This is a genomic window from Duganella dendranthematis, assembly GCF_012849375.1.
GTDB classification, from domain to species: domain Bacteria; phylum Pseudomonadota; class Gammaproteobacteria; order Burkholderiales; family Burkholderiaceae_D; genus Rugamonas; species Rugamonas dendranthematis.
The window spans coordinates 163,567-185,430 of the sequence record NZ_CP051684.1 but is presented as its reverse complement, the minus strand read 5'-3'; the positions used below and the strand labels follow the sequence as shown (position 1 = coordinate 185,430).

Sequence of the window (21,864 nt, the reverse complement as noted above, 5' to 3'; positions counted from 1 at the left end):
TAGTATGGTTTGTGGCAGCTGGATCACGCATGGTCGCAGTGGCCGTTTCGGTGCCTTGTTTGGCCATTTTAGACCCGTTACGTGGCGCCGCCATCGTAAGCTTGGAAAAAAGCGGCAAGGCCGCCAACAACTGGGGACACGACATGACGCAACCTCCGACCTTCATCCTGTCCTGCACCTGGGCGCTGGGCATCGGCGGCACCACCATGATGCCGCTGCTGGTGACCAATGCGATGGCGCGCCTGCATCTGGACGAAGGGCAGGCGACCATGCTGACCGGCGCCGAGATGATCGGCATGCTGGTGGGCTGCATCGTGCTGCCGGCGCTGGCGCGGCGCGCGCCGACGGCGCTGACCGCCGGAGCCTTGCTATTGCTGGCGCTATGCCAGGCTGCGTGCATGCTGGTGCTGCCCGTGGCTGTATTCAGCGTGCTGCGGCTGGTGGCCGGTTTGTGCGAGGCGCAGATGATCGTCATGGTCGGCATCTGCCTGGCCTGTCATCGCGATGCGGAGCGTTTGTGGGGACTGGTGCTGCTGCTTTCCGGCCTGGCGGTGGCCGGCGTGTTCACGCTGTTGACGCTTTTTCCCGATGCGGCCAGCGGCGCGGCGGTGTGGCAAGGGCTGGCGCTGATGACGGCGGTATTGGGCGTGGTGGCGTTGCGCGTGCCATCGCTGATGCCGGAGCGGCCGGCTGGCGTCGCGGTGGGACGGCAGCGCGGCATGGCAGAGATCTGGCTGGCATGGGGTGTGTTTGTCGGCGTGTATAGCGTGCAGGCCGGCGTCTGGGCGGTGTCGGCCTTGCAGGGTGAGCGGATTGGCCTGACGCTGCCGCAGATCGGCGTGCTGCTGTCGGTGTCGTCGCTGCTGGGATTCTTCGGCGCGGTGGTGCCAGCGATACCGGCGCTGGCGGCGCGGCGCGGGCTGACGGTGATCGGCGCGCTGGCGGTGATGTTTGCGTCGGTGGCGTGCTTCTTCACCGCGCATGACGCGCTGCTGTTCTTCGTCGGCCAGTTGATGCTGAACGCGGCCTTCTATACCATCATGGCGGTGCTGAACAGTTTCATCTCGGCGCAGGACCGCGATGGCACCCTGCTCTCCCGTTCCGTGGTGGTGACGTTTGCGGCGGTGGCACTGGGCACAGTGGGCGCGGGCGAGTTGTTCCAGGATGCCGGCGGCATGGGCGTGATCGTGTTTGCGCTGCTGGCGCTGGCGGGCAGCGTGCCGCTCGGCCTCAAGGCCTTGCGCGGCACGCCAAATGTCAGCGCATCACCAGTGCTTTGACGGCGGCCAGCGAGGCGCCGCCGGTTTTGGTGGCCTGCACCTGATTGCGGCCCCCTTCCTTAGCCACGTACATGGCGCGGTCGGCGGCGACGAACAGCGATTCGGTGTTGTCCAGCTGGTGCGGATGGATGGTGGCGACGCCGATGCTGACCGTCAGCCATGCCGAGGTGGTGGAGCGCGGATGCGGAATTTGCAGCGATTCGATGTGGTTGCGAATCGCTTCCGCCAGCAGATACGCGGCATCGCCATCCGTCTCGGCGAACAGCAGCACGAATTCCTCGCCGCCGTAGCGTGCCGCCAGGTCGGTCGGCCGCAGCGCGTGCGAGGCGATGGCAGCCGCCACCTGCTGCAGACAGCTGTCGCCGGCCGGGTGGCCTAGCGTGTCGTTGTACAGCTTGAAGTGGTCGACGTCCAGCACCACCAGCGACAAGGGTTGGCCGCTGCGCATGGCGCGCTGCCATTCCTTTTCCAGGAAGGTGTCGAAGTGGCGGCGATTGGCGATCTTGGTCAGCGGGTCGACCATGGCGGCGCGCAGCAGCGTGTCTTCCGACTGCTTGTGGTGGGTGATGTCGTGCAGCAGGCCGATAAACAGCGGCTGGCGCAGGTACATCGGCGTCAGCGTCAGGTCCATGCACACCGAACTGCCATTGCGGTGGCGGATAATGACTTCGCGCGTGCCGTGGTTGTGCGCGGTCTGCGGCGCGGCGGCGTAGCGCTCGAAGTAGTCAAGGTATTCCTGCGCCACCAGGGGATTGAGCAGGTCGGCGATGGTGCTGCCGGCCAGTTCGTCGGCTTGGTAGCCCAGGTATTTGTCGCAGGCCGGATTGGTGAACTGGATGCGGCCATTGGCTTCGATGATCAACAGGCCCTCGGCCATGTTGTTGACGATGGTGCGCAGGCGTTCGGCCTGTTCTTCGTGGGTCTCGCTGCGGCTGCGGATTTGCAGCTGCGTGCGCACACGTGCGCACACTTCCGCCATGCGCAGTGGCTTGCTGATGTAGTCGACCGCGCCGAGGTCAAAGCCGGCCACGACGTCGTCCGTATCGGTGCGTGCGCTCATGAAGATCACCGGGATGCGCTGGGTGGCCTCGTGGCTTTTGAGCTGGCGGCAGGTTTCGTAGCCATCCATCCCCGCCATCATGATGTCGAGCAGGATCAGGTCCGGGTGGACGCGGCGGGCGATTTTCAGCGCGCGTTCGCCGCTGGTGGCCACGAAGGTCTGGTAACCCTGTTCGACCATCAGCTTGCGCAGTGCACCCAGATTCTCGGGGGCGTCGTCCACGATCAGGATCGCGGCATCGCGCCGCGTCGCGTAACTCAAACTGCCGGAATTCATTGTTGAGCGCCTCTAACCTGATGCAGGGCGCAGGCGTGGCTGGCCGGTTGCGCGGGGCGGCAACGGCGGTGGCACGCAGAAATGGTGAGGGCGCGTTTCAACAAGGCTGGCCTGATATGAAAGTGACTATCCGTTCAAATCATACCGCTTTGCAACGCCTGTAGGTGAAAAAAAATCCAGGCGAACGAGGGTGTTGCATTGGATGCATCAGGTCGCACGCAGACTCGCGCCAGATGGTGTAAGTAATGTTGGTGGGATGTTACGGAATCGGCCGTTTTAGGTGACTATTGGTGATAAAGTCGCCGGCGATGTGTTGTATTTTTGCGGACGGCCGTCGTCGTACAACGGCCGCCCGCAATGGTGCTGTTTACAGTTTTGCGGCGATCAGCTTGCCCAGGATTTCGATGCCGTGGCGGATGCGTTCCGGCGGCACGGTGACGAACGACAGGCGCAACGTGTTGGTGGCCGGCTCGTTGGCGTAGAACGGCGAACCTGGTACGAAGGCGACTTTTTGTGCGATCGCTTCGTCCAGCAGTTTCATGGCGTCGATGTGCTTCGGCAGCGTGACCCAGATGAACATGCCGCCTTCCGGCTTGGTCCACTCAACGCCGGCCGGGAAGTGCTGGGCCATCGCGTCCAGCATGACCTGGCACTGGTCGCCGTACAGCGCGCGGATTTTTGGAATGTGCTGGTCGAGGAAACCGTCCTTGATCACTTCGTGCACCACCATCTGGGTCAGCTGCGAAGTGTGCAGGTCGGCCGCCTGCTTGGCCAGTTCCAGACGGCGCGCCAGCGGCAGCGGGGCCACCACGTAACCGAGGCGGATGCCAGGCGTCAGCACCTTGGAGAAGGAGCCCATGTAGATCACGCCGTCCGGGTTCATCGCCACCATCTTTGGCAGCGGCTCGCCCTTGTAGCTCAGCGAACCATAAGGATCGTCCTCGATCAGCGGCAGGCCCAGACGGGCGCAGGTCTCTACCAGTTCCTGGCGGCGCTCGAACGACAGGCTGCGGCCGGTCGGGTTCTGGAAGTTCGGCAGCGAGTACAGCAGGCGCGCGCCTTGCGCGACGGCGGCGATCGACGACGGCACCAGGCCATGGTCGTCGGTGTCCACCGATTTGAATTCCGGCAGGTACACCGAGAACGCTTGCAGTGCGCCGAGGTAGGACGGCGTCTCGACCAGCACGCGGCTGCCTTCGTCGATCAGCACTTTTCCCAGCAGGTCGAGCGCCTGCTGCGAACCGGACGTCATCAGCACTTGTTCCGGCAGGATCTTGGCGCCGCCGGTCGACAGCGAATCGGCGATCCACTGGCGCAGCGGGGTGTAGCCGTCGGTCGGGCCGTATTGCAGCGCGACTTTGCCGTTATTGGTCAGCACTTTGTCGTAGGCGACCTTCATTTCGTCGACCGGGAAGGTCAGCGGCGATGGCAGGCCGCCGGCGAAGGAGATGATCTCCGGCTGTTGCGTGATCTTCAGGATCTCGCGGATGAACGAAGCTTGCAGCTGTTCGGCGCGTTCCGCGAACTGCCACTGGATCGGATTGGGATTTTCGATTTTCATACGTGTCTCACTAGAGGATAACAACAAGCTCGCTTGTGGCGTGCTTTTATAGATGGAACGGCAGCGGGTAAGCTGCCGCCCGCTTTACGCGACTTCCGCGATCAGTTCGATTTCGACGCAGGCGCCAAGCGGGATTTGAGCGACACCAAAGGCCGAGCGGGCGTGTTTGCCGGCATCGCCGAAGACTTCGCCCAGCAGCTCGGAAGCGCCGTTGGTGACCAGGTGTTGTTCAGTAAATTCAGAGGTGGAGTTCACCAGGCTCATGACTTTGACGATGCGCTTGACGCGGGTCAGGTCGCCGCCGACAGCCGCTTGCAGGGTGCCGATCAGGTCGATGGCGATTGCCCGCGCGGCAGCCTTGCCCTCTGCGGTGTCGATGTTCTTGCCCAGCTGGCCGACCCAGACGCTGCCATCGGCGCGCTTGGCGATGTGGCCCGACAGGAATACCAGGTTGCCGGTTTGAGCGTACATGACGTAGGCGGCGGCCGGGGTGGCTGGCGCAGCCAGGGTGATATCCAGCGCTTTGAGTTTTTCGTAAACAGACATGTGCTTATCCAGTTGTTATGTGTGTTGAGACCGATATTGTACTCTCGCGGCGCTGCGGCTCTCCAGTTGCCGTGAAATCGAGATACTGTACGGCGTCAGCCGCGTTTTACCTGCATTTTGCGGCCTGTGGCCACGGTGGCGATGACGGCGATTGCAAATACCAGGGTGGGCCACTCCAGCGTCTCGCCCAGCACCACCGTGGCGCCCAGTACAGAGAGGAAGGGCTGGACCAACTGTACTTGTCCCACCCGCGCCACGCCGCCCAGCGCCATGCCGTGGTACCAGAAGAAAAAGCCGATGAACATCGAGAATACCGAAACATAGGCGAAGCCGGTCCAGGCGGCGGCGCTGGCGTGGGCCAGTTGCGCGCTGTCCTGCCAGGCTAGCCAGCCGACCACCGGCAATAGTGGCGGTGCGGCCAGGATCAGCGCCCAGCAAATGGTTTGCTGGCCGCCCAGCGTTTGCGACAGGCGGCCGCCGGCGGCGTAGCCCATGGCGGCCAGCAGCACCGCCAGGAAAATCGCCAGGTCGGCCGCGTGCAGGGTGCCGCCGCTCTGGCGCAGCGCAAAGCCGATCACCAGTACCGATCCTAAAATGGCCATCACCCAGAAACCCTTGGACGGCTTTTCGCCGCCTAGCAGGGCTGCGAACAGGGCGGTGGCCAGCGGCAGCACGCCGACCAGCACGGCGCCATGGGCGGCCGGCAGGGTGCGCATGGCAACTGACGTCAGCCACGGGAAGCCGATGACGCAGCCGATGGCCACCATGGCGAGGGCGGGCAGGGCGGAGCGCGGCGGCAGCGGTGCGCGTTTCCAGTACAGCCAGCCGGCGGCCAGGATGGCGGCGGTCAGGGCGCGGCCCAGGGCGACGAACATCGGCGACAGGCCGACACCGGCAGCGCCCATGCCGGTGCCGCCCATGCCGCCGCTGACGGCCAGACGGGTAAAGGGCAGCGTCAGGCTGAAGATGGCCACGCCGATCAGGCCGAGCAGCATGCCGGTGGTTTCGTCGCTCAGGCGCCGGTGAGTGGTCAGGACTGGTGTATTTGTATTCATGGGTTTATGCTACGTGACAAAACCAGTACAGTGCCAGTACACTTCGCAACATAATTTCTTATACTGTGACGGTAATATGACCAATACACGACCCCGCACTTCGCTGTTGGGCGCCGCTGCGGCAGCGGCGGCGGAAGCAGTCAATGAGGCGCTGGCTGCCGCACAGGCCCGCGAGACGCGTGCTTTGGCCGCGCCGGCGCCCGGCCCGGCGGTGACGTCGGTGCCGGTGTCGGCCACCTCCGGCCGTGGCGCCGCGCGCACGCCCACCCGCGCGCCTGCGGGCGATGAGGTCGCCGCCGCAGTGGGCGACAGCGCACGTCGTGGTGCGGCGGGCCCGATGCTTGGTTTGCTGTTGCGCGAGTCGGGCGAAACGCTGATCGACCAGATTGTGCGGTCGGTGGCGGCGCGGATTGATGACCGTTTGCTGCGCGGTGGTGCGCGCATGCCGTCGATCCGGGCGTTTGCGGGGTCGCACGGCGTGTCGGCTTTTACCGTGGTAGCCGCTTACGACAAGTTGGTGGCCACCGGCTACCTTGAATCGCGCCGCGGCGCCGGCTTTTTCGTGCGTGAGCGGCCGGCGATGGCGCTCAATGCGGCTGACCTGACGATGGGCGGAGGTATGTTTGGTGCTACTGGCGCGGGCGGCGCATCACGCGGCGCGCAATCCGGCTTCGACGCCAAGCCGATCGACGTGGTCTGGCTGGTGAGGAATATGTTCCGCCAGATGCCGCACCAGCAGATGCCTGGCTCCGGCGTGCTGCCGCCCGACTGGCTGGATGGCCCGACCATCGCCAACGCCCTGCGCGCCGTCAGCCGCCAGAACCCGACGCTATTATTAAGCTACGGCGTGCCGCAAGGTTTCCTGCCGCTGCGCCAGCAGTTGCAGCACAAACTGGCCGAACTGGAAATCGCCGCCGCGCCCGAGCAGATTATTACCACCGTCGGCGTCACCCAGGCGCTGGACCTGGTGGCGCGCGAATTCAGCCGCCCCGGCGACACCATCTTCGTCGACGACCCGGCCTGGTTCCTGATGTTTGGCTCCTTCGCCGCGCTGGGCGCCAAGGTGGTCGGCATCCCGCGCCTGGGCGATGGCCCGGACATCGCGCGGCTGGCCGAACTGGCGGCGCTGCACAAGCCCAAGCTGTACATCATCAATTCGGTGCTGCACAACCCCAGTTCCACCTCGCTGTCGGCGGCCAAGGCGTTCCAGGTGCTGCGGCTGGCCGAAGAGCATGACTTCATCATCGTGGAAGACGATATCTACTGCGACCTGCATCCCGGCAGCGCGGTGCAGCCGGCCACGCGGCTGTCGGCGCTGGACCAGTTGCAGCGGGTGATCTATCTGAGCGGCTTCTCGAAGACCATGGCCGCCAACCTGCGGGTCGGCTTCATCGCCACTTCGCCGGAACGCGCCGAGCGCCTGGCCGACCGCAAGATGCTGTCGACGCTGACCACCAGCGACATCGGCGAACGAGTCGTATATAAAGTGCTGTCCGAAGGCTCCTATCGCAAGCATGCCGACCGCCTGCGCGCGCGGCTGGACGGCATTCGGGCCAAGACGCTGCGCCAGATGGAGCGCGTCGGCCTGAAAGTGGATGGCTCGCCGTCGGCCGGCATGTTCGTCTGGGCCGATGCCGGCTGCGACACCAATGTGCTGACCGAGCGGGCAATGGCGCACAACCTGCTGCTGGCGCCGGGCAGCCTGTTCTCGCCCAAGCAGCTGCCATCGACCCGCATGCGGCTCAACGTGGCGGCGATGCAGGAACCGGCCGTGTGGCGTTTCCTTGAACGGGAACTCAGTTGACCATCCCGGGCCTTGAAAAGCCTCTTATAATCCCCACTTTCATGAAATCTTAACCAAAAGACTATTCAAACAAAATGGCTAATACCGAAAAACAAACCCTTGGATTCCAGGCCGAAGTGAAACAGCTGCTGCAGCTGATGATTCACTCCCTGTACTCGAACAAAGAGATCTTCCTGCGCGAACTGATCTCCAATGCCTCCGACGCCGCCGACAAGCTGCGTTTTGAAGCAATCAACAACGACGCCCTGTACGGCAACGACCATGAACTGAAGATCAAGGTCTCGTTCGACAAGTCCGCGCGCACCATCACCATCTCCGACAACGGCATCGGCATGAGCCGCGAAGAAGCCATCTCGCACCTGGGCACCATCGCCAAGTCGGGCACCAAGGAATTCTTCGGCAAGCTGTCGGGTGACCAGCAGCAGGACGCCGCCCTGATCGGCCAGTTCGGCGTCGGTTTCTACTCGGGCTTCATCGTCGCCGACAAGATCACCGTCGAAACCCGCCGCGCCGGCGCGCCAGCGTCGGAAGGCGTGCGCTGGGAGTCGGAAGGCCAGGGCGACTACTCGATTGAACAGATCGAAAAAGTCGGTCGTGGCACCGACATCATCCTGCACCTGCGCGAAGGCGAGGACGAGCTGCTGTCGACCTGGAAGGTCCAGTCCATCATCCGCAAGTACTCGGACCATATCTCGCTGCCGATCGTGATGCAGAAGGAAGAGTGGGACGCCGAGAAGAGCGAAAACGTCGTCAAGGACGAACTGGAAACCGTCAACCAGGCCAGCGCGCTGTGGGCCCGCAGCAAATCCGACATCACGCCGGAGCAGTACGACGAGTTCTATAAACACGTGTCGCACGACTTCGCCGCGCCGCTGACCCACACCCATAACCGCGTGGAAGGCCGCAGCGAATACACCCAGCTGCTGTACATCCCGGCCAAGGCGCCGTTCGACCTGTGGGACCGCAACAAGCGTGGCGGCATCAAGCTGTATGTCAAGCGCGTGTTCATCATGGACGACGCCGAGCAGCTGATGCCGACCTACCTGCGCTTCGTCAAAGGCGTAATCGACTCGGCCGACCTGCCGCTGAACGTCTCGCGCGAGATTTTGCAGGAGTCGCGCGACGTCAAGGTGATCCGCGATGGCTCGACCAAGCGTGTGATCGGCATGCTGGAAGAACTGGCCAACGCCGACGAGCAGGAGAAAAAAGACAAATATCAGACCTTCTGGACCGAATTCGGCCAGGTGCTGAAAGAGGGCATCGGCGAAGATACGGCCAACAAGGACCGTCTGGCCAAGCTGCTGCGCTTTGCTTCGACCGCCAACGACAACGACCAGCAAATCACCTCGCTGGAGCAGTACCTGTCGCGCGTCAAGGAAGGCCAGGACAAGATCTACTACGTCACCGCCGATAACTACATCGCCGCGAAAAACAGCCCGCACCTGGAAATCTTCCGCAAGAAGGGCGTCGAAGTGCTGCTGCTGACCGATCGCGTGGACGAGTGGATGCTGTCGTTCCTGACCGAGTTCGAAGGCAATGAGCTGGTGTCGGTGGCCAAAGGCGGCCTGGATCTGGGCGCGCTGGAAGATGAAGCCGAGAAGAAGGAACACGAAGAAACCGAAACCTCATACAAGGATCTGGTCGGGAAAATGAAGGAAGCGCTGGCCGACAAAGCCAAGGACGTGCGTGTGACCTTCCGCCTGACCGATTCGCCAGCCTGCCTGGTGGCGGACGAGCACGAGCTGTCGGGCAACCTGCTGCGCATGCTGAAGGCGGCCGGTCAGGACGCGCCGGAATCCAAGCCTATCCTGGAGATCAATCCGGATCACCCGCTGGTGCAGCGCCTGAAAAACGAGGACGTGGCCAGCTCGTTCAGCGACTGGTCTAACATCCTGTTCGACCAGGCTTTGCTGGCCGAAGGCGGTTCGCTGAGCGACCCGGCCACCTTCGTCAAGCGCCTGAACGAGCTGCTGTTGGCAAAATAAGCGCTGCCGCGCCTCGGCCTGTTGTGATACTTTATGGTTTCACAATATTCCGGGGCGTCCATGAAGAAATCCGCATTGACGCTGGCCCTGGTGGCCGGCGTTTTTTCCATCCACGCCAGCATGGCGCAACAGGCGCCGCTCTATCCCGCGCTGCCGAGCGAAACGCCGGAGGAATTCAAGGCGCCGGTCGATAGTTTCGACTTCGTCCGCCGCACGGTGATGATACCGATGCGCGACGGCGTCAAACTCAATACCGTGCTGCTGATCCCGCGCAAGGCCAATCATGCGCCGATGCTGTTGACGCGCACGCCGTACAACGCCGCCGACATGACCGCGCACGCGGAAAGCTCGCAGATGGAATCGGTCCTGCTGGGCTACGACAATATGCCGGACGTGATCGTCAAGGGCGGCTATATCCGCGTGGTGCAGGACGTGCGCGGCAAATACGGCTCCGAGGGTGACTACGTGATGAACCGGCCGATGGCCGGTACCCAGTTCAATCCAACCCCGGTCGATCATTCCACCGATACCTGGGACACGCTCGAATGGCTCAGCAAGAATGTGCCGGAGTCGAACGGCAAGGTGGGCATCATCGGCGGGTCGTATGACGGCTATCTGCCGCTGATCGCGCTGGTCCATCCGCATCCGGCGCTGAAGGTGGCGGTGCCGATGAATCCCATGGTGGACGGCTGGCGCGGCGACGACTGGTTCCACAACGGCGCGTTCCGCCAGATTAACCTGTCCTACATCATGGAGCAGGTGGTCACGCGCCGCAACGACGCGCACTGGTTCACCAGCCATTACGACGATTACGATACCTTCATGCGCGCCGGCTCGGCCGGAGAACTGGCACGCCAGCGCGGCGTCGAGCAGAGTGGTTTCTGGCGCAAGCTGGCGGCCCATCCTGCGTATGACGAATTCTGGCAAAGCCAGGCCGTCGATACCCTGCTGGCCAAGCAGCCGGTGACAGTGCCGACGCTGCTGGTGCACAGCCTGTGGGACGCGGAAGACATCTACGGCGCTATCGCGGTCTACAAGGCGATCAAGCCGAACGACAAGGACAACAAGGTTTTCCTGGCCATGGGGCCGTGGAACCACGGCGGCCAGGATGGCGACGGCAGCAAGCTGGGACCGATCCGCTTCAACAGCGACACCGGCCTGCATTTCCGTGAAGAGGTGCTGATGCCGTTCCTCGAGCGTTATCTGAAGGACGAGCCGTCGCCGGAAGCGCTGGCGGCCAGCATCGCGCCGGTGACGGCGTTTGAGACCGGCACCAATAAGTGGCGCGCGCTGAATAGCTGGCCAGCTGGCTGCGTCAGCGGCTGCTTTATAGCGCCTGCCACGCTGAAGTTGTCGGCGGACGGCAAGGCAACGCTGACCAATACCGCGCCGGTCACGCTGTCCAAGCCGGCCCACCGCAATGATTACGACGAATATGTGGCCGATCCGGCCAAGCCGGTGCCGTACCGCCAGCGGCCGATTCCGCCGTATGGCTACGACGAAGCCAAGGGCCAGACCTGGCCGCGCTGGCTGGTGGACGATCAGCGTGAAGCCTCCGGCCGCACCGATGTGCTGACCTACACCACCGGCGTGCTGACGGCGCCGGTGAAGATCAGCGGCGAACCAGTTGCGCACCTGCTGGCCGCCACCAGTGGCACGGATGCCGACTGGGTGGTCAAGCTGATCGACGTTTATCCGGACCAGGTGGCGGCGCAGCCGGAGATGGGCGGCTATCAGCTGATGATTTCGGCCGATATCTTCCGAGGCCGCTATCGCGAGAGCCTAGTGACGGCCAAGCCGATTGCCGCCGATAAGGCGCTGCCTTACAAATTTGCGCTGCCGACGGCCAACCACGTATTCCTGCCGGGACACCGCATCATGGTGCAGATCCAGTCTAGCTGGTTCCCGCTGTACGACCGTAACCCGCAGACCTTCGTGCCGAATATCTTCTACGCGAAGCCGGCGGATTACAAGAAGGCGACGCAGCGCATCTACCACGACAGCTTTATCGAGCTGCCGCTGGTAGGCGCCAGCGTCAAGTAACTAGCCCTTGCGACGGCGGCGCGCCAGCAGCAGCATGGCGGGGGCGCCCAGTCCCAGCATCGCCAGGCTGGCCGGTTCCGGTACCGCCGCCGTTGGCACCAGATTGAGGGCGCCGCGGATCTCACCGGTCGGATAGGCGGTGCTGTTGATGTTGAGATAGGCGGTGCCGGTGGCCAGGCCTGCCGCAAAAGCGGCTTCCGCACCGGCCGCGTTGCCGCCGTTGGCGCTCAGGAAGACGGGATTCCAGGTGGTGTCCAGGCTGGTGTTGAAGTTATGGCTGTAGGCGCCGGTGCTGACGCCCAGCGGGAAGGCGAGCAGGCTCGCCAGTGTGTCACCGCTGCCGCTCCACTGGATATTGGCGCCGGTGCTCAGCCCCTGCAGCGCGCTGAAGGCGGCGCCGACATGCAGCACATGGCTGTCGGCGTTGAAGTCGATGATGGCCGCGCCGATGCCGGGTGAGTTGTTGGCCGGCGCTGACTGCTGGCCGGTGAGGATGCTGGTGTAGCTGGTATAGCTGGCGGCGCTGGCTGCACTGGCAGCGCACAGCAATACCACTGCGCTGAACGCGCCGAAGGCGGCGCGGATGTGTCGTCTCATGATATCCCTCCTGAATGCTGGAACAATCTTAGAGCGCACCCCCGCGCGCAAGTTCCGTCGTCAGAGTTCGGTGCGCAGCGCGAACAGTTCCGGGAACAGCACCACGTCCAGCATCTTGCGCAGATAGCTGACGCCAGCCGTGCCGCCGGTACCGGTCTTGAAGCCGATGATGCGCTCGACCGTGCTGACGTGGCGGAAGCGCCAGAAGCGGAACGCGGTTTCCATGTCCACCAGTTTTTCAGCCAGCTCATACAGCGCCCAGTAGCGCGTGGTGTCTCCGTAGACTTGCAGCCAGGCCTGCTGCACGGAGGCGTCGGCCACGGTCGGCAGGGTCGGATCGGCGTTCAGGCGTTCGGCGGAAATCGGCAGGCCGTGACGGGCCAGCAGATGGATCGCTTCGTCGTACAGCGACGGCTTATTCAGCGACTCTTCCAGCAGCGGGAATTCGGGCGTGCCGGCGTGGACGTTGAGCAGCGCGGCGTTCTTGTTCCCGAGGATGAATTCAATTTCGCGGTACTGGTAGGACTGGAAGCCGGACGAGGCGCCCAGGTAGGGGCGAATGGCGGTGTACTCAGGCGGCGTCATGGTGGCCAGCACGTCCCAGGCGTGCACCAGCTGGTCCATGATGCGGGCCACGCGGGCCAGCATCTTGAAGGCCGGCGGCAGGTCGCCGGCGCGCAGGTGGACGCGCACGGCGCGCATCTCGTGCAGCATCAGCTTCATCCACAGTTCGCTGGTCTGGTGCTGGACGATGAACAGCATCTCGTTATGGTTGGGTGACAGCGGGTGCTGGGCGTGCAGGATTTTCTCCAGGCCCAGGTAGTCGCCGTAGCTCATTTTGTTACTGAAGTCCATTTGCGCGCCATGCCACTCGGCGTCGCCGGCTGGCGCGGTCGCGTGCATCGGGCAGCCGCTGGCGGGTTTGTTTTCGCTCATATGATTGATCTCGTTTCAGGTGACGGCGTCGCGCTTGGCGTCGACGTTGTAGTCCTGGCGGTCCAGGATGTCGCGCAGGATCTCGACCGCATCCCACACGTCGGCGTAGCTGGTGTACAGCGGCGTGAAGCCGAAGCGCATGATGGCCGGTTCACGGTAGTCGCCGATGACGCCGCGCGCGATCAGCGCCGCCATCACCGCATAGCCGTGCGGGTGGGTGAAGCTGACCTGGCTGCCACGGCGCGCATGCTCGCGCGGCGTTACCAGCGCCAGCGGATGACTGGCGCAGCGGGCCTCCACCAGTTCGATGAACAGGTCGGTCAGCGCCAGCGACTTGGCGCGGATGGCGGCCATGCTGGTCTGGTGGTGCACGTCGAGGCCGCATTCGACCATCGCCAGCGAGACGATGGGCTGGGTGCCGCATAGCGCGCGGCCGATGCCGTCGGTCGGCGTATAGTGCGGCGCCATGGCGAACGGCGCGGCGTGGCCCCACCAGCCGGACAGCGGCTGCTGGAAGGCGGCCTGGTGTTTTTTCGGCACCCAGATGAAGGCTGGCGCGCCGGGGCCGCCGTTCAGGTATTTATAGGTGCAGCCCACGGCCAAGTCGGCGCCGTCGGCGTTCAGGTCGACCGGCACCGCGCCGGCCGAGTGCGCCAGATCCCATACGATCAGCGCGCCGGCGGCGTGGGCAAGGGCGCTGGTGGCCTGCATGTCGTATTGATAACCGGTGCGGTAGTTGACGTGGGTCAGCATGACGACGGCGGTGTCGGCGCCGATGACGGCCGGCAGTTCGTCCGGGCTGTCGATCAGTTTGATGCTGTAACCCCGATCCAGCCACTTGGTCAGGCCTTCGGCCATATAGATATCGGTCGGGAAGTTGGCGCGCTCGGTGACGATGACGCGGCGGCCGGTCTCGACCGACTGCATGTGCAGGGCGGCGGCCAGCGCCTTGAACAGGTTGACGGAAGTGGTATCAGTGACCACTACTTCACCGTCGAGGCCGCCAATCAGCGGGGCCAGGCGGTCGCCGAGACGTTTGGGCAGGTCGAACCAGCCGGCGCTGTTCCAGCTGCGGATCAGGTCGTAGCCCCATTCCTGGGCGATGACGTGCTGGGCGCGGACGAGGGCGGTCTTAGGGCGGGCGCCGAGAGAGTTGCCATCCAGATAAATAACGCCGGCAGGTAGGTCGAACTGATCGCGGAGCGGGGCCAGGGCGTCTTGTGCGTCGCGTTCCAGGCAGTGGGTGCGGGTTGTCATGGGTGAGTGTTTGAGGTGTAAAGCAATAGTTTAACCCGGAAAGCCGGGGTCTGACCCCGTACGGGGTCAGACCCCATGCGCGGCAAACCCGCATGAATCCTCGTTCTCGGGGCTTTTTTAAATTATTTTCGATTTTTTTCAAAAAAACCCTAAAGTTCCCTCAACCGCTGCCGTTACCAGTTTCAAGATGCGCAGAAAACCGTGCATCGCTAACCCGGCGGTAGGGGCGAAAAATTTTAAAAATATTTCGCAAAGACCCTAAAGTTCCTCAAAAGGCTGCCGTTACCGGTTTAGATGTCGCAAAAAAGAGTCGCTTTGCTGCTTTATTTTTCGATTTAAAAAGGGATGTTTTGAAAACTTGTATCCCGCAAGAAACCCCCGCCGCAAGGGCGTGGCAACCGATCTGCGCGTGTTTGTAAGACAAACACCGACAGGTCGCACCCGCTATTTTCCGACCTAAAATACGGAGAGTCACCTCTTCTCCGCTTTTTGTTGCTCAAGCAGAATGTATCTCAATGGAAACGCAAACGTGTTCCAACGAGAGAAAAACGCTAGGAGTGGGAAAATGACTGCAAACGATATGATGGCCGAAATTCGCGACGCCAACCTGAGCTACCTGATGCTGGCTCAGCAGATGATCCGCGCCGACAAAGTCACCGCAATCTTCCGTCTCGGCATCGCTGCTGAAATCGCCGACCTGATCGAAGGCATGAGCAACGCGCAGATTCTCAAACTGGCAGGCGGCAACATGATGCTGGCCCGCTTCCGCTTCGACGACAGCGCCATCCTGTCGATGCTGACGAACTACAACAAGGACCGCGTGCTGGCCCAGTCGCACGCCGCCATCCTGATGGCCGGCCAGCCGGTCGAAGAAATCGTTTAATCGTCAGGAGCTCAGATCATGGCCGCCAAGAAAAGCGTTGTAACGGAAGCCCAGGAAATCCAGCTGGCCATCGAACTGATCCAGTTGGGCGCCCGCCTGCAACTGCTGGAGTCGGAAGTGTCGCTGTCGCGCGAACGCCTGCTCAAGCTGTACAAAGAGCTGAAGGGCGTGTCGCCGCCAAAAGGCATGTTGCCGTTCTCGACCGACTGGTTCCTGACCTGGCAACCGAATATTCATTCCTCGCTGTTCATCAACATCCATAGCTTCCTGGTGACCCACGCCGGCGCGACGGGCGTGGAAGCGGTGATGAAGGCTTACAAGCTGTACCTCGAACAAATGCCGCCGGAACCGGGCGAAGAGCCGCTGCTGTCGCTGACCCGTGCCTGGACCCTGGTGCGCTTCTTCAGCAGCAAAATGCTGGAAACCGCCCCGTGCGGCAAATGCCAAGGCAAATTCGTGGTCAACGCCATGGACCTGCATGGCAGCTACGTTTGCGGCCTGTGCCACATGCCGTCGCGCGCCGGCAAGACCAAAAAATCACGCGAAGTCGAGGCGCTGGCCGCCTAAGTCGTGCAATCGCGGGCATAATACGCCGCGTGAACTTACCTTCCTTGCAACGCATCGCCCGCGCACCCGCTGTACAGGCCATGCTGATCCAGTGCGGCGCCATGCCGCTCACGCTGGCCATCATTTATGTGATGGCCAGTTTTCGTTTCCCCGTCGATTATCTGACCGTGGCCGTGGTGCAGGGCCTGCTGGCGGCCGCGCTCACCTGGAAGCTGGCGCTGGCGGCCTGGTGGCGCGCGATCCAGTTGTTGTTTCCGCTGGCGGTGCTGGCCGCGCTGGCGCTGAGCCTGCCGTCGTGGCTGTTCGGCGCGGTGTTTTTGCTGCTGCTGGGCTGGTATTGGTCGACGTTCCGCACTCAGGTGCCGTATTACCCGTCCGGTCCGGCCGTGTGGGATGCGGTACGCCAGCTGCTGCCGGCCCGCCAGGGCGCTGCGCCACGTGTGATCGACATCGGCAGCGGCCTCGGTGGCCTGACCCTGTACCTGGCGCGGGTGCGGCCGGACGCCGACGTCGTCGGCATTGAACTGGCGCCGCTGCCGTGGCTGGTTAGCTGGCTGCGCGCCAGGCTCGGCGGCAGCCGTGCCCGCTTCCTGCGGGGCGACTACGAAAGCCTGGACTTTAGCCAGTTCGACATGGTATTTGCTTATCTGTCACCGGCCGCCATGTCCGGATTGTGGCACAAGGCGGCTGCTGAAATGTGTCCTGGTTCGATGCTTGTGAGCTATGAATTTGTCATTGAGGAAAGAACACCAGATAGCATCATTAGAGCCACAGAGCGCGAAATTCCCCTCTATATATGGTACTTTTAAGCATCATTTGACGTTATTCACTTGCCCGCCCCCCCTTAGTCAGGCTATTGTAGTTCTATATGTAAATTCTTGAAAAACCGGCCCACTTCGTCACAATTCGGCCGGTTTTCGCTCTGGGGAGTCAGAACACTTGTTAGTCATCATCGGATATGTAGTGGTCCTGCTTGGCGTGTTCGGCGGCTATGCCGCCAGCGGCGGGCACATGGCCGTGCTGATTCAGCCGCTGGAGCTGGTCATGATCGGCGGCGGCGCTGTCGGCGCCTTCCTGGTCGGTAACAACGGCAAGACCCTGAAAGCTACACTGGGTGCGATTCCGACCCTGTTCAAGGGCTCGCGCTACACCAAAGACCTGTACATGGAGCTAATGTCGCTGCTGTTCGACGTGCTGTCCAAGGTCCGCAAGGAAGGCCTGATGTCGATCGAAGGCGATATCGACAGCCCGGAGCAAAGCCCGCTGTTCAGCAAGTACCCGAGCGTGCTGGAAGACCATCACATCGTCGAATTCATGACCGATTACCTGCGCCTGATGGTGTCGGGGAATATGGATGCGTTCCAGATCGAGAACCTGATGGACATGGAGATCGAGACCCACCACCACGAGGGCGCCGCGCCGGCCCACGCCATCGCCAAGCTGGGCGACGGCATGCCGGCCTTCGGTATCGTGGCGGCGGTGATGGGCGTGGTGCACACCATGGAATCGGTAGGCTTGCCGCCGGCCGAGCTGGGTATCCTGATCGCCCACGCGCTGGTCGGTACCTTCCTCGGTATTCTGCTGGCCTACGGCTTCGTCGGTCCGCTGTCGAGCCTGCTGGAACAGAAGCTGGAAGAGTCGACCAAAATGTACCAGTGCGTGAAAGTCACGCTGTTGGCCAGCTTGAACGGCTACGCGCCGGCGCTGGCGGTGGAATTCGGCCGCAAGGTGCTGTACTCGACCGAGCGCCCGACCTTCAACGAGCTGGAAGACCACATCAAGAAATCCAAGTCGAAGTAAGCCATGCCGCGCAATTTCACTAGTTTAAGGATGAATCATGGCTGAAGAGGGCTTGCGGCCGATTATCGTCAAGCGCATCAAGAAGGGCGGCGGCGGTCACCACGGCGGCGCCTGGAAGATCGCGTATGCCGACTTCGTGACGGCGATGATGGCGTTCTTCCTGCTGATGTGGCTGCTGGGTTCGACCACCAAGGGCGACCTCAACGGCATTTCCGAATACTTCAAGACGCCGCTGAAGGTGGCGATGGCGGGCGGTTCCGGCAGCGGCGACAGCTCGTCGGTGATCAAGGGCGGCGGCAAGGACTTGACCCGTACCGACGGCCAGGTCAAGGCCAGCGACGACCCGCAGGTCAAGAAGACCTATAACCTGACGGCCGCCAAGGCCGCCATGGAAGCGGAAGAAAACCAGCGCCTGAAAGCGCTCAAGGAACGCATCGAGAACAAGATCGAGGCCAACCCGCTGCTGAAGAAATACAAGGACCAGCTGCTGCTCGACATCACCAGCGAGGGGCTGCGGATCCAGATCGTCGACGAGCAGAACCGGCCGATGTTCGCGCTGGCCAAGGCTGAGCTGCAACCGTACACCAAGGACATCCTGCACGAGATCGGCTTCGTGCTGAATGACGTGCCGAATCGCATCAGCCTGTCCGGCCACACCGATTCGACGCCGTATATGAGCGACGCCGGCTACAGCAATTGGGAATTGTCGGCCGACCGCGCCAACGCTTCGCGCCGCGAGCTGATCGTCGGCGGCATGCAGGATGCCAAGGTCTTGCGCGTGGTCGGGCTGGCCTCGGCCATCAACCTCGACAAGGCCGACCCGTTCAATCCGATCAACCGCCGCATCAGCATCGTCGTCATGAACCGCAAGGCCGAAGACAATGTGCTGCGCGACGGCCGCAAGATCGAGGTCGGCGACGCCGAGGATGCTGCCGAGATCGCCCCCGCAGCGGCGGCCCAGGGTAAGCCGTCCGGCCCGCCGGTGCGCAAATAAGCCAGTAGAAGTAAACAGAAGTAAACGAGACTGTTATGACGAGAAAAAAAATTCTGGGGTCCCACGTCAAGCGCCTGCTGTCCGGCGTGGCTGACCACGGTCGCCGGCATCTGACCGAAGTCGAGACCGACCTGATCCAGACCGGCCTGCTGCTGGAGGAAGCGATTGAAAAGCTGTCCTTCAACTTCATGGCGATCCATAAGACGGTGGAGGCCGAGCAGGCCACCATCCAGCTGCTGCTGCAAGGCGGCACCGCGACCCCCGAGCAGCGCGCCCAGCTGGAGGCGCTGCAAGGCCAGGTCGGCGGCTATGTGAACGCCGCCATCACCAGCCTGCAATTCCAGGACATGACCAGCCAGTTGCTGGACCGCACGCTGAAACGCGTGACCGGCTTGCGCGAGTTCCTCGGCACGCTGGGCGCCCATGGCGACGAGATGCTGCCCGAGAGCGACAACGAACAGATCGTCGAGCTGCTGGGCAAGGTCAGCATGGCGCTGGCGATACAGAGTTTGGAATTGCGCAGCGTGTTGCGCAAAGCAGTCAGTCAGCAACACCTGGAGAGCGGCGACATCGAGCTGTTCTAACAACTATATAACGTGATTTACAAGAGAGATAAAGATGGCCAAGACTATACTTGCAGTTGATGATTCCAGCTCCCTGCGCCAGATGGTGGCGTTCAGCCTGAAGGCGGCCGGCTACCAGGTGGTGGAGGCGGTGGACGGCCAGGAAGGCCTGGAAAAAGCCAAGCTGCAGAACGTCGACCTGGTGCTGACCGACCAGAATATGCCGCGCATGGACGGCCTGCAACTGATCAAGCTGCTGCGCGAGCTGCCGAGCTACGCCAAGACTCCCATCCTGATGCTGACCACCGAATCGTCCGACGAGATGAAGGCCAAGGGCCGCGCCGCCGGCGCCAATGGCTGGCTGGTCAAACCTTTCGATCCGCAGCGGCTGATCGAAGTCGTCAAAAAGGTCATCGGCTGATAAGGCGTCATGATGCGAAGCGAACGTAACGGAGTATCCCCATGACCATCGATATAAGCCAGTTTTATCAGGTCTTTTTCGATGAGGCCGAGGAGCTGCTGGCTGAAATGGAGCGGCTGCTGCTGGCCGTCGATCTGGACGCCCCCGATGCCGAGGATCTGAACGCGATCTTCCGCACCGCCCACTCGGTCAAGGGCGGCGCCTCCACGTTTGGCGTGACCGACATGAGCGAAATCACGCACGTGCTGGAAACCCTGCTGGACCGCATCCGCAAAGGCGAGATGGCGTTGACCGGCGAACACGTGGACGCCTTCCTGGCCGCCAAGGACATCCTCAAAATGCAGCTGGACGGTCACCGTCTCGGCAGCGCGGTCGATCAGGACGCGGTCGGCAATGTGCGCATGATGCTGCAATCGCTGGCGCAGGACGTGCCGGTGGTGGCGCTGGCGCCGGTCGCGCCGGCCTACAATGCGGTCGAAACCAAGGTGGTCGATCACAGCGGCGGCCGCCGCTACCGCCTGGAACTGCCGGCCATGCCGCACCGCGAGGTGCAGGCGCTGGGCGAGGAACTGGGCCTGATGGGCCACGTCTCGATCACGCCGCTGGACAAGGACCGCAACGCCATGCTGGTCACCACGCATGAGAGCCTGGACGACGTGATCGCCATCTGCTCCTTCGTGCTCAATCCGGACGACATGATCGTCACCGAACTGCCGGCGCTGGACGACGCGCAGGCGGCAAAGGAACGGGCCGCGCGCAATCAGGTCGAGGCTGACCTCGGCTACGGTTTCTTCGACACTACCGAACTCAAGCCCGCCGCCGCCGGCGAGGGCTATGGCTTCTTCCAGCCGCTGGACGAAATCCGCGCCAACGCCGCCGCCGGCAGCGAAGACGCACAAGGTTACGGCTTCTTCCAGCCGGTCGAACAGATCCGCGCCGCCGCCGGCATCGTGATCGAAACGCCGCCGGAAGAAGAGAAGAAAGTCGTCAAGAAGGAAGAGAAGGAAAAAGAGAAGGCACCTGCCCACGCCGGCGCCGAGTCGGCCTCGATCCGCGTCTCGATCGAGAAGGTCGACCAGCTGATCAATCTGGTTGGCGAACTGGTCATCACGCAGGCGATGATCGAACAGCGCGTCGATACGCTCGACCCGATGGTGCACGAGCGCCTGCTCAACAGCGTCGGCCAGCTGACCCGCAATACCCGCGACCTGCAGGAAGCGGTGATGTCGATCCGCATGATGCCGATGGACTTCGTGTTCTCGCGCTTCCCGCGCATGGTGCGCGACCTGGCGCACAAGCTGGGCAAGAAGGTCGATTTCATCACCAACGGCGCCGCCACCGAACTGGACAAGGGCCTGATCGAGCGCATCGTCGATCCGCTGACGCACCTGGTGCGCAACTCGATCGACCACGGCATCGAAATGCCGGAAGTGCGGCGCGCCGGCGGCAAGAGCGATGCCGGCCGGCTGTTCCTGTCGGCTTCTCACCAGGGCGGCAACATCATCATCGAAGTATCGGATGATGGCGGCGGCTTGAACCGCGAGCGCATCCTGGCCAAGGCCGAACAGAACGGCCTGCCGGTAACGGAAAACATGAGCGACGCCGAAGTCTGGCAGCTGATCTTCGCGCCGGGCTTCTCGACCGCCGACGTGGTCACCGACGTGTCGGGACGCGGCGTCGGCATGGACGTGGTCAAGCGTAATATCACCGCCATGGGCGGCGTGGTCGACATCCGCTCGGCCAAGGGCTTCGGCACCACCATCTCGATTTCGCTGCCGTTGACGCTGGCGATTCTGGATGGCATGTCGATCCGCGTCGGCGACGAGATTTACATCTTGCCGCTGGGCTTCGTGATCGAATCGCTGCAGCCGGTGCCGGAAGACGTCAAGGAAATCAGTGGCAAGGGCCGCGTCATCAAGGTGCGCGGCGAGTACCTGCCGCTGGTGCCGCTGCACCAGATGTTCGACATCGCGCCGCGCTTTACCGACCCGTGCCAAGGCATCGTCATCATCGTCGAGACCGACGGCCGCAAGGCTGGCCTGTTCGTCGACGACCTGGTCGGCCAGCAGCAGGTGGTGGTCAAGAACCTGGAATCCAATTACCGCAAAGTAGCCGGCATTTCCGGCGCAACCATCCTGGGTGACGGCGGCGTATCGCTGATCCTGGATGTAGCCGCGCTGATACGCTCGTCGCGCCAGTTGGCCGACGAATCGATTTTTTCTTCATAGGGGGCCAT

At 62.8% G+C, this 21,864-nt stretch carries 19 protein-coding genes; 12 read left to right on the top strand and 7 right to left on the bottom strand.

Annotation, left to right across the window (positions count from 1 at the left end; genetic code table 11):
• Nucleotides 1-143: 143 nt before the first annotated feature.
• Complete coding sequence (locus HH213_RS00960; RefSeq protein WP_169110198.1) at nucleotides 144-1,280, top strand: MFS transporter; 1,137 nt, start codon at nucleotides 144-146, stop codon at nucleotides 1,278-1,280.
• Here the strand turns inward: HH213_RS00960 and HH213_RS00955 are convergent.
• From HH213_RS00955 to HH213_RS00940, 4 genes are all read right to left on the bottom strand, one after another.
• Complete coding sequence (locus HH213_RS00955; protein ID WP_169110197.1) at nucleotides 1,258-2,616, bottom strand: diguanylate cyclase domain-containing protein; 1,359 nt, start codon at nucleotides 2,614-2,616, stop codon at nucleotides 1,258-1,260. The genes HH213_RS00960 and HH213_RS00955 overlap by 23 nt on opposite strands.
• Nucleotides 2,617-2,983: 367 nt before the next feature.
• Nucleotides 2,984-4,177, bottom strand: a complete 1,194-nt coding sequence (locus HH213_RS00950) for an aminotransferase-like domain-containing protein (RefSeq protein WP_110848829.1) — start codon at nucleotides 4,175-4,177, stop codon at nucleotides 2,984-2,986.
• 84 nt (nucleotides 4,178-4,261) lie between these two features.
• Nucleotides 4,262-4,723: a RidA family protein gene (locus HH213_RS00945; RefSeq protein ID WP_110848828.1), complete on the bottom strand. Its 462-nt coding sequence runs from the start codon at nucleotides 4,721-4,723 to the stop codon at nucleotides 4,262-4,264.
• 95 nt (nucleotides 4,724-4,818) lie between these two features.
• Nucleotides 4,819-5,778: a DMT family transporter gene (locus HH213_RS00940; RefSeq protein WP_229263239.1), complete on the bottom strand. Its 960-nt coding sequence runs from the start codon at nucleotides 5,776-5,778 to the stop codon at nucleotides 4,819-4,821.
• Between the two features lie 337 nt (nucleotides 5,779-6,115).
• On the opposite strand from HH213_RS00940, the gene HH213_RS00935 reads away from it, so the two are divergent.
• The 3 genes from HH213_RS00935 (at nucleotide 6,116) to HH213_RS00925 (ending at nucleotide 11,610) form a co-directional block, all read left to right on the top strand.
• Nucleotides 6,116-7,582 (top strand): aminotransferase-like domain-containing protein, encoded by a 1,467-nt coding sequence (locus HH213_RS00935; RefSeq protein WP_169114880.1) that lies wholly within the window; start codon nucleotides 6,116-6,118, stop codon nucleotides 7,580-7,582.
• 74 nt (nucleotides 7,583-7,656) lie between these two features.
• Entirely contained in the window at nucleotides 7,657-9,567 is a 1,911-nt protein-coding gene (htpG, locus tag HH213_RS00930) for a molecular chaperone HtpG (protein ID WP_169110190.1), read from the top strand.
• Nucleotides 9,568-9,627: 60 nt separating this feature from the next.
• Complete coding sequence (locus HH213_RS00925) at nucleotides 9,628-11,610, top strand: CocE/NonD family hydrolase (RefSeq protein ID WP_169110188.1); 1,983 nt, start codon at nucleotides 9,628-9,630, stop codon at nucleotides 11,608-11,610.
• Here the strand turns inward: HH213_RS00925 and HH213_RS00920 are convergent, their stop codons facing one another.
• From HH213_RS00920 to kynU, 3 genes are read right to left on the bottom strand one after another with little or no spacing between them, the layout of a single operon-like run.
• Nucleotides 11,611-12,207, bottom strand: a complete 597-nt coding sequence (locus HH213_RS00920) for a CHRD domain-containing protein (protein WP_169110186.1) — start codon at nucleotides 12,205-12,207, stop codon at nucleotides 11,611-11,613.
• A gap of 60 nt (nucleotides 12,208-12,267) precedes the next feature.
• The gene (gene kynA / locus HH213_RS00915) at nucleotides 12,268-13,143 is read right to left on the bottom strand and encodes a tryptophan 2,3-dioxygenase (RefSeq protein ID WP_169110184.1); all 876 of its coding nucleotides are present in this window, start codon (nucleotides 13,141-13,143) and stop codon (nucleotides 12,268-12,270) included.
• A 15-nt stretch (nucleotides 13,144-13,158) separates the two neighbouring features.
• Nucleotides 13,159-14,400, bottom strand: a complete 1,242-nt coding sequence (kynU, locus tag HH213_RS00910; RefSeq protein WP_110848824.1) for a kynureninase — start codon at nucleotides 14,398-14,400, stop codon at nucleotides 13,159-13,161.
• Between the two features lie 565 nt (nucleotides 14,401-14,965).
• On the opposite strand from kynU, the gene flhD reads away from it, so the two are divergent.
• The 8 genes from flhD to cheA all read left to right on the top strand — a co-directional run bounded on the left by flhD (nucleotide 14,966) and on the right by cheA (nucleotide 21,856).
• Entirely contained in the window at nucleotides 14,966-15,283 is a 318-nt protein-coding gene (gene flhD, locus HH213_RS00905) for a flagellar transcriptional regulator FlhD (RefSeq protein ID WP_090177486.1), read from the top strand.
• Nucleotides 15,284-15,301: 18 nt separating this feature from the next.
• Nucleotides 15,302-15,850: a flagellar transcriptional regulator FlhC gene (gene flhC, locus HH213_RS00900; protein WP_110848823.1), complete on the top strand. Its 549-nt coding sequence runs from the start codon at nucleotides 15,302-15,304 to the stop codon at nucleotides 15,848-15,850.
• 80 nt (nucleotides 15,851-15,930) lie between these two features.
• Nucleotides 15,931-16,659: a class I SAM-dependent methyltransferase gene (locus tag HH213_RS00895; protein ID WP_169114878.1), complete on the top strand. Its 729-nt coding sequence runs from the start codon at nucleotides 15,931-15,933 to the stop codon at nucleotides 16,657-16,659.
• Nucleotides 16,660-16,789: 130 nt separating this feature from the next.
• Nucleotides 16,790-17,650 (top strand): flagellar motor stator protein MotA, encoded by an 861-nt coding sequence (motA, locus tag HH213_RS00890; protein WP_110848821.1) that lies wholly within the window; start codon nucleotides 16,790-16,792, stop codon nucleotides 17,648-17,650.
• A gap of 37 nt (nucleotides 17,651-17,687) precedes the next feature.
• Nucleotides 17,688-18,644: a flagellar motor protein MotB gene (motB, locus tag HH213_RS00885; RefSeq protein ID WP_110848820.1), complete on the top strand. Its 957-nt coding sequence runs from the start codon at nucleotides 17,688-17,690 to the stop codon at nucleotides 18,642-18,644.
• Nucleotides 18,645-18,679: 35 nt separating this feature from the next.
• Nucleotides 18,680-19,228: a chemotaxis protein gene (locus HH213_RS00880; protein WP_110848819.1), complete on the top strand. Its 549-nt coding sequence runs from the start codon at nucleotides 18,680-18,682 to the stop codon at nucleotides 19,226-19,228.
• 34 nt (nucleotides 19,229-19,262) lie between these two features.
• Nucleotides 19,263-19,628: a response regulator gene (locus HH213_RS00875; protein ID WP_110848818.1), complete on the top strand. Its 366-nt coding sequence runs from the start codon at nucleotides 19,263-19,265 to the stop codon at nucleotides 19,626-19,628.
• A gap of 41 nt (nucleotides 19,629-19,669) precedes the next feature.
• A complete protein-coding gene (gene cheA / locus HH213_RS00870; RefSeq protein WP_169110182.1) occupies nucleotides 19,670-21,856 on the top strand; it encodes a chemotaxis protein CheA in 2,187 nt (728 codons plus the stop codon).
• Nucleotides 21,857-21,864: the final 8 nt, after the last annotated feature.